The 9465-nt window shown below is 74.2% G+C and carries 10 protein-coding genes; 8 read left to right on the top strand and 2 right to left on the bottom strand.

Features of this window, described 5'->3' with window-relative positions; all coding sequences use genetic code 11:
* Positions 1–354 (bottom strand): transposase (locus tag GCL84_RS21535; RefSeq protein WP_268891312.1); only part of this gene is annotated, 354 nt, incomplete at its 3' end.
* Positions 355–459: 105 nt separating this feature from the next.
* The gene (locus GCL84_RS21530; RefSeq protein WP_268891383.1) at positions 460–915 is read right to left on the bottom strand and encodes a helix-turn-helix domain-containing protein; all 456 of its coding nucleotides are present in this window, start codon (positions 913–915) and stop codon (positions 460–462) included.
* 229 nt (positions 916–1144) lie between these two features.
* Here GCL84_RS21530 and GCL84_RS21525 point away from each other — a divergent pair, with 229 nt between their 5' ends.
* From GCL84_RS21525 to GCL84_RS21495, 8 genes are all read left to right on the top strand, one after another.
* Complete coding sequence (locus GCL84_RS21525) at positions 1145–2302, top strand: hypothetical protein (protein ID WP_156757312.1); 1158 nt, start codon at positions 1145–1147, stop codon at positions 2300–2302.
* A gap of 193 nt (positions 2303–2495) precedes the next feature.
* Complete coding sequence (locus tag GCL84_RS21520; protein WP_156757311.1) at positions 2496–3266, top strand: AfsR/SARP family transcriptional regulator; 771 nt, start codon at positions 2496–2498, stop codon at positions 3264–3266.
* A 77-nt stretch (positions 3267–3343) separates the two neighbouring features.
* A complete protein-coding gene (locus GCL84_RS30710) occupies positions 3344–3478 on the top strand; it encodes a hypothetical protein (protein WP_268891382.1) in 135 nt (44 codons plus the stop codon).
* A gap of 134 nt (positions 3479–3612) precedes the next feature.
* Positions 3613–6516: an AfsR/SARP family transcriptional regulator gene (locus GCL84_RS21515; RefSeq protein WP_156757310.1), complete on the top strand. Its 2904-nt coding sequence runs from the start codon at positions 3613–3615 to the stop codon at positions 6514–6516.
* 123 nt (positions 6517–6639) lie between these two features.
* The gene (locus GCL84_RS21510; RefSeq protein WP_156757309.1) at positions 6640–8460 is read left to right on the top strand and encodes an asparagine synthase-related protein; all 1821 of its coding nucleotides are present in this window, start codon (positions 6640–6642) and stop codon (positions 8458–8460) included.
* A gap of 56 nt (positions 8461–8516) precedes the next feature.
* Complete coding sequence (locus GCL84_RS21505; protein WP_197523418.1) at positions 8517–8774, top strand: lasso peptide biosynthesis PqqD family chaperone; 258 nt, start codon at positions 8517–8519, stop codon at positions 8772–8774.
* Position 8775: 1 nt separating this feature from the next.
* Positions 8776–9192 (top strand): lasso peptide biosynthesis B2 protein, encoded by a 417-nt coding sequence (locus tag GCL84_RS21500; protein ID WP_156757307.1) that lies wholly within the window; start codon positions 8776–8778, stop codon positions 9190–9192.
* Between the two features lie 108 nt (positions 9193–9300).
* Complete coding sequence (locus GCL84_RS21495) at positions 9301–9423, top strand: lasso RiPP family leader peptide-containing protein (protein WP_156757306.1); 123 nt, start codon at positions 9301–9303, stop codon at positions 9421–9423.
* Positions 9424–9465: the final 42 nt, after the last annotated feature.

The following is a 9465-nucleotide window of genomic DNA, read 5'->3' as shown; positions in this document are numbered from 1 at the left end:
CGGCGGCGCGGGAAGCGTCGGGTCTGGTGGGCGAGGCGGTCGAGGTTGTGGGCGCGTGAGGCGTTGGCGTCGCGTTTGAGGTCGGCGCCCGAGCAGTTCGTCGGGGTTGAGTTCGGGGCTGTAGCCGGGCATCAGGTGCAGCTCGACCCGCTCGGCGTTGTCCTGCAGCCAGGCGCGAACGGCTTTGCTGCGGTGCACCGGGTGCCGGTCGGCGACGACGTGCACCTTCCGGTCGGCCTGGCGGGCCATGCGGTCGAGGAACGCGGTGAACACCGGTGCGGTGAACCGCTGGGTGAACACGGTGAACCACAACGCGCCCCGCGAGGCCACCGCGGACATGACATTGACCCGCAGCCGTTTCCCGCCTCACCCGCACGATCGGCGTGTGACCCTTCGGTGCCCAGGACCGGCCGGGCGGGGCGGCATCCGAGCACAGCCCGCACTGATCCACCCACGCGATCACCGCGCCCTCGGCCTTCGCCCGCGCCTCGATCCCCGGATAGTCCTCATCCAGCCAGGCCCGCACCGCCGCCGGCTGCTGCTCGTAGGCCCGCGCGCCGGACGCTGCGGGGTGAAACCGTGCCGTCGCAGCCACAGGCCCACACCCTGCTCGGTCATGTCGACCCCGACGACCAGCCGGATCAGCTCCACCACCGCCGGACGCGTCCACAACGGGCCTCCGATCAGCAACTCCTCCGGGGAGTAGTCGGCCATCGCCACGAACAACGTGCCCCGCTCCTCCGGACCGATCAACTCGACCGGCCCCCGCCGCCGCCCTGATCGCACCACCAAACCGTCCCGGCCCTGCCGTTGATAAACACGCCACCAGGTGCCCACCGACCGCACCGAGACCCTGAACACCTCCGCCGCCTGCCGGTAGCCCTCCACCTGCCCGGACTCCAACGCCGCGACCACCCGCAACCGCAACACCTCCTGCCCCGCAGGAGACAACCGACGCGCACCCCCAACCCCGACCACACCCGTCAGACCACAAGCAATCAATCACTTTCACCTCAATAACTGTCGAGGGAAGACCCCCGCGTGCGCGGGGACGAGCGTGCCTGCCGACGAGCGCCTGGCCGCCGTTGGAAGACCCCCACGTGCGCGGGGACGAGGCGAGGTAGCAGGCGGCGACGTCGCCAAAGTGGCATTGTGGATCGATGACGTCGCCGGGCCGGTGCTGCATCGGATCGCTGCCGAGACCAGCCGCCCCGAATTGGCCCAGGCCGATGCCGCACTGGGGCGTGCACGGGAGCTCATCGACCAGTCCCTGCACCTGATAGCCCAAGCCGTGTCCGCCGTCGAGGCATACGGCGATCGTCACGCTTCCGGCGCCGCACCACGTGCAGCAGCGGCGGTCGAAGGCAGTGTGGGGCCCGGCCGTTCGCGCGCGTTGCGCGAACAGGACCACGCGGACAGGGTGCAAGCGGCCCGGTCGGTGCTGGCGGAGGCAGTGCCTCGCCGGCGGACCATGGGGGTGTGGGTCGACAAACAGGGGCACGCCCACGCCTTCACCAGCGGCAACCGCAGCCGTTGGCACCAGGATGCGGCTGACTTCGCCCGCGCACGCGGGTGGGTGAGGGGCAGAGCGGTGTTGGCACTCACCCGACACGTCGAAGTGCAGTTCGCCATGCGGATGCGCGCCCAGTACCGTCCAGGCACTCCCGCACTCCGGGAGACCATCGTCATCGACCGACCACCATGCGGGGAAGACCTCGACAGGCCCTTCTCCTGCAAAACCCACCTGGGCCGCCGCCCGTACCGACTGGGAGATCGCCACAGCGGACCTCGACCGGTACTGGGCCGCCCACACCGCCGCGCGGCAGGCGACCCGTCAGCGGGCGACCGCGGCCCACACGGCGCGTGCGGCAGTGCTGATCGAGGTGAACGCGGCCGGGGGTTGCAGGGGTTGGTCGAGGCAATGGCGTCGGTGATCGGCCACGTGCGCGGCCTGGCCCACATGGACGCGGTCGACCTGGCCGCGAAGATGATCGGCCAGCCAGACCGACTCGGGCGCGACACCACCCGCGAAATCAATGGCGAGTTCGTCGCCGTGGCGGTGCAGGACGTCGTGCGGTTCGTGAACCAGAGCCACCAGGTTGACCGGGTCGAGGCCGACCCGGACCCGCTGGACCTGGTCGCCGACTACGGATCTGTCCTGGGCGGTGACCTCGTAAACGAGGACGAGGAGACCAGGCACGTGCCGACGCGGATGCGATGCACGCAGGCCGTCGACGAGGCCCGGGTGCGGGTGATGCGGTGGCGGTGGGCGGTGATCGACTGGGCACGCCGGTTCATCTGACCGGACCCTCGCGCCTGGGCGCAGGAGTCCCTGGAGCTCCACGACACCGCGGCTCGATTGCTGGTGCTGCTGGGCATGGTCTGTCGCCATCGGGGTTCCGCCCCGCTCGATGCACCGCCGATGGCGGGGGCGCACACGATGGTGGTGACCGGCTCGTGTCGGGCGGCCGGCGGACCGACGATGGGGGCGTGGGATGACCGAGAAGATCTTCGTCGAGTTGCTGGGTGACGTGCGGGTGCGGGTCGGGTCGCGGGCGGCGGTGGGGGTGGTGGGCAAGCAGCGGGTGCTGCTGGCGGCGTTGTGCTTGGCCGGGGGGCGACCGGTGCGGGCGGAGGAGCTGATCGACCGGTTGTGGGGGGACGAGCCGCCCGCGTCGGCGCGGACGACGCTGCGGGGGTACGTGCGGCGGTTGCGGACGGCCCTCGGTGGGTCGGCGCGGGGGGCGGTGGTCAGCGGGCAGGGCGGGTACCGGCTCGGGGACGGGGTGGAGACGGACCTGGCGCGGTTCCAGCGGTTGTGGGCGGCGGCCCGGGGGTGCGCCGACCCAGGGCGGCGGCTCACGCTGCTCGACGAGGCGCTGCGGGGCTGGCGGGGCAGGCCGCTGCCGGGGGTGGAGCCCGACGGGTGGGTCCGGGAGGCGGTGGTGGGGATCGAGGAAGAGTTGCTCCAGGCCGCCGAGGAGTGGTGCGACCTGCGGGTGGGCAGCGGGGAGCCGGGGGCCGCGGTGGTGCGCCTGACCGGGTTGGTCGCCGATCACCCGTTGCGGGAAACGCTGTGGCACCGGTTGATCCTGGGGTTGGACGGGTGCGGGCGGACCGCGGAGGCGCTGGAGCGGTACGAGCAGGTGCGGCGCCGCCTGGCCGACGAGTTGGGGGTCGCGCCGTCGGGGCCGTTGCGGCGGCTGCACCGGGCACTGCTGAGCGACCGGGACCGCTACCCGGCGCAGTCGATGGCATTCCGATAGCGGGGTGCGGCACGGTGGGGTTCGTCAGGGATCGACCCACAGCACTCGCACGTGAGGGGTAGGTAACCATGCGACACGTGAAGTCCGCTCTGGTCATGCTCATCCTGTCGGCAGCCGCCGTAGTCGGCACCGGTGCCACCGCGCAGGCGGACACCGCGGCCACCGTCCCGCAACCGACCAGCGCCGTTCCCTTCTGGCCCTGGCGGCCGTGATCGACTGAAGGCGGACCCCGGGACGGGGTCCGCGTCGCGGGGGATCTCGCGAGTGACCGGTGCCTGCTCCCCATCAGGGTGGCAGGTGCCGGTCACACCGGCGTTGGTCGACGCCGACTCGACATAATCGAGCCATGGGCGAAAGCCGCGCGCAGGTGTCCGCCTCGGTCGAATTCCGCATCCTCGGCCCGGTGGAGGTCCTGGTCGACGGGCAACGGCAGCCACTCGGCGGAGCGCGCCAACAGCGGTTGCTCGCACTGCTGCTGCTCCACGTGGGCGAGACGGTCACCCCGCAGGCGGTGCTCGACGCGCTGTGGGACCAGGACCCGCCCGCCACGGCGCGCAGGCAGGTCCACAACGCGGTCGCCGCGCTGCGCCGGGGATTGTGCGGAGCTCGGTCGCTGCTGACCACCGACTCCGCGGGCTACCGGATCGAGCGGTGGGGTGGGCGGATCGACGCCGAGGACTTCGAGGCCGCCGTCGAGCTGGCGCGGGAGCGGCGGTCGGCGGGGGACCTCGACACCGCCGTCGACCTGCTCGGCGCCGCCCTCGGCCGGTGGCGGGGTCCGGCGCTCGACGGTGTCGACGGCCTGGTGTTCACCGGGCCCGCCGCCCGGCTCGACCAGGCCAGGCTGGTGGCCCGGCAGGTGCTGCTCGATTGCAGGCTGGAGCGCGGGGAAGCGGCAGTGCTGCTGCCCGAGCTGAACGAACTGGTCGCCGCGCACCCGCTGGACGAGGGCGTGCACCGAAGGTTGATGCTGGCGCTGTACCGGGCGGGCAGGCAGGCCGAGGCCCTGGCCGCCTACGATCGGGTGCGCCGCGCCTTCGCCGACGAACTGGGCCTGGAGCCCAGCGCCGACCTGAGCGACCTGCACGAGAGCATCCTCCGGGCCGAGGCCGGTCCGATCGGGGGCGGCGCGACGATCGACAGTCCCCGGGCGCCGATGACGCTGCCCTACGCCGTGGCCGACTTCACCGGCCGCGACGCGGAGGTCGCCGCCCTGCTCAGACCCCGCGGGCCGCGGGTGGGACCGGGGTCGGCGATCACCGTGCTGAGCGGGATGGCCGGGGTGGGCAAGACGACGCTGGCGGTGCGGGCCGCGCACGCGGTGGCCGACGACTTCCCGGACGGGCGGATCTTCCTCGACTTGCAGGGCCACACCCCAGGCGCGGCACCGCTGGACCCGGACACCGCCCTGGCGATCCTGCTGCGCACGGTCGGCGTGCCCTCGGAACAGATCCCGGAGGCGGGTCCACTGCGGGTGGGGCGGTGGCGGTCGCAGCTGGCGGGCAGGCGAGCGTTGCTGGTGCTGGACAACGCCCACGACGCCGCGCAGGTCCGGCCGCTGATCCCGGGTGGCCAGGGGACGTGGGTGCTGGCGACCAGCAGGCACACCCTGGCCTCGCTGGAGGGCGCGGAGACGGTGCCGGTGTCGGTGCTGCCGCGGGGCGACGGGGAAGCGCTGCTGCTGCGGGTGGCGGGCGCGGAGCGGGTGCGGGGCCAGGAGTCGCTGCTGCCGGTGGTGGTCGACCTGTGCGGTGGGCTGCCGCTGGCGGTGCGGATCGCGGCGGCGCGGCTGCGGGCGAGCCCCCGGTGGCGGTTGGCGGACCTGGTCCGGCGGTTGCGGGCCCAGCGGCGCAGGCTGGCCGAGCTGTCGGTGGACGACCTGAGCGTGCAGGCGGCGTTCGCGGTGTCCTACGAGGGCATGGACGACGCCGGGCGGGTCGCGTTCCGGCGGCTGGGCGCTCACCCCGGCCCGCATCTGGGCGTGCACGCCGCCGCCGCGCTGTTCGATCTGGACGTGGCGGCCGCGGAGGACGCGCTGGACCGGTTGGTCGACGCGAGCCTGTTGCTGAACGATGGCCCCGGTCGGCACCGCGTGCACGACCTGCTCCGCGACTACGCCCGCGAGCTGCTCGAACGCGACGAGCCGGACGGCGAAGCGGCGGCCAGGCACCGGCTGACCGACTACTACCTGGCCCTGGGCCGGGCAGCCGAGGCGTTGCTGGACCCCGGGCTGGAGCTGGCCGAACCGGGGCTGACCCGGCCGGTGGAGCTGCCCCGGCTGGCCTCCGCCGAGGACGTGCGCGCGGTGATGACCACCGAGCACCGCAACCTCGTCGCCGTCGTTGGCGCCGACGCCACCGCCCCGACCCCGCGCTCCGCGGTGCTGGCCGCGACGCTGGGCACCTGCCTGCAACGCCACGGCCACGCCGAGGAGGCGGTCGAGGTCTTCGGCCGCGGGCTGGCGGCCGGGCTGGGCACCGCAGGCGAGCGGGCCGCGCTGCACCGGCACCTGGGCGTCGCCCTGCTGGGGCTGGGTCGGTTCGACGACGCCGAGGCCGAGGTCCGGCGGGGGCTGTCGGTGGCCCGTGCTGCCGCCGACCCGGTGGCCGAGGGCAGGCTGCTGGGCAACCTGGCCATCATCGGAATGCGCCGCGGGGACGACGCGGCGGCCGAGGAGCACCTGCGGCGGGCGGGTGACCTGCTCGGCGCGGACGGCACGGCGCGCGACCGCGCCGCGGTGCTCGGCAACCTGGGCCTGCTGCTCACCAGGACCGGTCGCCACACCGAGGCGGCCGAACACCACCGGCGCGCCCTGGCGATCAACGTCGAGCTGGGCAACCAGCGGCTACAGACCTCCGGCCTGATCAACACCGGGTGGAACGACCTGCTCCGCGGCGACCTGGCCTCGGCCCGCGAGCACCTGGTGCGGGCGCTCAAGCACAGCCGGGAAAGCGGCGCCCGCGACGACGAGGCCCGCGCGCTGTCCCTGCTCGCCGACTGCCTGCTGCGCGCGGGCGAGCCCGGCGACGCCCTGGCCCTGGGCAGCGAGGCGCTGCGCCTGGCCCGCGCGATCACCAGCCCCGACATCGAGGGCCGGTCGTTGGACGTCCTGGGCCGCGTGCACGAGGAGCTCGGCGAACCCGACCGGGCCGAGGAGTGCTTCCGCGACCTGCTCGCCCTGGCCGACGCCGGTGGCCAGCCCTTCCGCGCCGACCTGGCCCGGGAGGGCCTGGACCGCCTCCGCGGCTGACCGGGCCCCGCACCCGGCGCCAGACCCGGACCACGCCACGACCACGGCCGGACCACGCCCGGCTGTCACGGTGGTTCCTGTCGGGCCGGACGGGACCGACCGGAGAGCGCAGGGAGCGGCGACATGGCGGACGACCTGGGAACGGGGTTCGGCTGGTACGCGGTGGCGTTGCCCGACACCGAGCGGTCGCGGGGGATCGCGGGGCGGATCGCGGCGCCGGTCGTGGCTGAGCACGCCTCCGGGCGACCGTGGTTGGTGTCGACCCACCCGGCGGAGCAGGTCGTGCTGGTCGCCGAGGGGGACGCGCGGATCGCGGTACTGGGGTTCTCCGACGCGAGCGAGCACCGGCTGCGCCGCGCCGCCCGCGGCGGTGACACCGGCGTGGACGACCTGGCGAACGGCCTCGCTGGCTGCCACGTGGTGGCCGCGTCGCTCGCCGGGAAGTCGACGGTACTGGGCAGCGCCTCCGGGGTGACCAGGGTCTTCACCGCCACGGTCGACGGCTGCCCGGTCGTCGCCGACCGCGCGGACGTGCTGGCGGACCTCATCGGGGCCTCGTGCGACCCGGTTGCCCTGGCGGCCCGGATGGTGCGGTCGGTGCCCCACCCGATGGCGGAGTTGCCGCTGTGGCCGGGGGTGGAACCCGTGCCGCCGGGGAGCCGGGTGACCGTCGACCCCGACGGGGCCCGGTCGCGGACGAGCACCTGGTGGCGGCGGCCGGAACCGGTGCTGTCGCGGGCCGAGGGGGCGTTGCGCCTCGCGGCGGCGCTGGAAGACGCGGTGCACACGCGCACCCGGGCGGGCGGCACGGTCTACGCCGACATCTCCGGGGGCTTCGACTCCACGCCGCAGGTGCACTTCGCGAGCCGGGGGCGGGCGCGGGTGATCGCGGGGACCGCCTACAACGGCGACCCCGGCGGCGGCGAGGACCTGTTCTGGGCCCAGCGCGCGCTGGAGTCGATGCCGACCGTCGAGCACCGCACGTTCTCCACGGAGGACATGCCCGTGTTCTACGCCGGGCTGCTGGAGGTCCACACGCGACTCGACGACTCGTCGGACGCCTACCGGGCCGCGCCCCGGCTGCTGACCATGATGCGCGGCGCCGTGGACCTGGGGGCCAGGGCCTACCTGAACGGCATCGGCGGGGACGACCTGCTCGTCGGCTTCCCCAAGTACGAGCACACCCTCTTCCGGCGCAGGCCGGTCAAGGCGCTGCGCAGGCTCCGCGACCACCAGCTGATCGAGGGGCTGTCGGTGCGGGAGACGTTCGGGCGGCTGCTCGACCGGCGCGACTACCGGCAGTGGCTCACCGATTCGCTGCGCACCGCGCGGGAGCGCGACGACTTCGCCCGACCGCGGCTGGGCATGGACTGGGACCACCCGCTGCACTGGCCGAGGTGGTTCGGCACGGACCTGCGGGCGGCGGTGACCGGGCGCGTCCTGGCGACCGGGGCGCAACCGCTGGGCCCGACGATCGCCGCGCACAGCGAGCTGGCCGCGATCCGGCAGAACGCGCGGATCGTGCGCGGCGCGCGGCAGCTGGGCGCCGGGCTGGGGCTGGCGTTCGAGTCGCCCATCTCCGACGACCGGGTGGCCGACGCGGTGCTGTCGGTGCGGCACGAGGAGCGGTTCCACCCCAAGGAGTTCAAACCCCTGATGCGCGAGGCGATGCGGGGCAGGCTGCCCGACGCGTTCCTCGAGCGCAGCCGCAAGAACTCCGGGACACCGCAGGCCGCGCGCGGCCTGCGCGACCACCACGCGGACCTGGTGGCGCTGTGCGAGGAGTCGCCGCTGGTGGCGATGGGCGTGGTGGACGCGGCGGTGCTGCGGGCGCACGCCTTCCCCGGCGAGCGCTGGAAACGGGTGCGCGACATCGACACGACGATCAACGCGGCGGTGTTCACCCGCGCGCACGCCGGGACGGCGCGGCAGGCCGCGCCATGAGCGGGCGCGCCCGGTGCGACGACCACCACCAGGAACGAGACGACCGGGAGGACCCCGTGGCGATCCGATTGCACGAGCGCTTCACCGTGGCGCCGACCGAGTACGGCTCGGTGCTGCTCGACCGCTCCAGCGGCCGGTACTTCCAGCTCAGCCGCACCGCCACCGTCGTCGTCGACGAGCTGGTCGAGGGCCGGACGGTCGAGGAGACCGTCGGCGTGCTGCACGCCCGCTACGGCGTGGACCCCCAGGTCGCGGCGCGCGACGTCGCCGCACTGCTGGCCCGCCTGCGCGACGACTCCGTGGTGGTGGACTGAGATGCCGGTCCTCCCCGACGCCCGCGTGCGGGTCGGCCCGCGGGACCAGGTCGTCGCCCGCGTCGCGGTCGGCCTGGCCAGGGTGCTGGCCGGGCGCAACCCCGAGCGGATCCGCGCCGTGCTCGACCGGTTCGCCCGCGGCGCCCGCCCGGCCACCTACGCCGAGGCCCGCCGCGCCAGACAGGTGGTGCTCACCGTGAGCACCCGCTGCTGCGGCGACAACGCGTGCCTGCCGAGGTCGCTGGCCACCGCGCTGCTCTGCCGGGCAGGTGGGCACTGGCCGACCTGGTCGGCGGGGGTGGTGGCCGCGCCGCCGTTCACCGCGCACGCCTGGGTCGAGGCAGAGGGCCGGATGGTCGACGAGTACGTCGACGGCACCACCTTCACCACCCTGCTGTCGGTCGGCGCTGACCGCTGACCACGCAGCACACACTTCCCGGCGGGTCCACCGCCGGGGGACGCGACCGCACCAGCGGTGGCGGTACCGCGCCGACCGGGACCGGTCGGCAACCGAGAGGAGACAGCAATGTCCGAGGAGATCTACGAGGCCCCGTCGTTCGTCGAGCTGGGTTCGTTCGCGGAGGAGACCGGCACCATCGGCGTCGCGAACCGCGAAGAGGTCGTGTGGCACTTCGACACCTGGAGCTGATCCGGGTGGACCGCCCCCAGCGGCGGTCGTGACGTCGCGCGG

The organism is Actinokineospora pegani (assembly GCF_009745975.1).
Classification (GTDB): domain Bacteria; phylum Actinomycetota; class Actinomycetes; order Mycobacteriales; family Pseudonocardiaceae; genus Actinokineospora; species Actinokineospora pegani.
Note: the sequence above shows the minus strand (reverse complement) of the source record. Positions and strands in the feature narration are given on the sequence as shown.

Bases quoted from the DNA above. Each gene is read 5' to 3' on its own strand.
- GCL84_RS21520 (WP_156757311.1), top strand. From the start codon at position 2,496: ATGACCGAGAAGATCTTCGTCGAGTTGCTGGGTGACGTGCGGGTGCGG.
- GCL84_RS21515 (WP_156757310.1), top strand. From the start codon at position 3,613: ATGGGCGAAAGCCGCGCGCAGGTGTCCGCCTCGGTCGAATTCCGCATC.
- GCL84_RS21510 (WP_156757309.1), top strand. From the start codon at position 6,640: ATGGCGGACGACCTGGGAACGGGGTTCGGCTGGTACGCGGTGGCGTTG.
- GCL84_RS21500 (WP_156757307.1), top strand. From the start codon at position 8,776: ATGCCGGTCCTCCCCGACGCCCGCGTGCGGGTCGGCCCGCGGGACCAG.
- GCL84_RS21495 (WP_156757306.1), top strand. From the start codon at position 9,301: ATGTCCGAGGAGATCTACGAGGCCCCGTCGTTCGTCGAGCTGGGTTCG.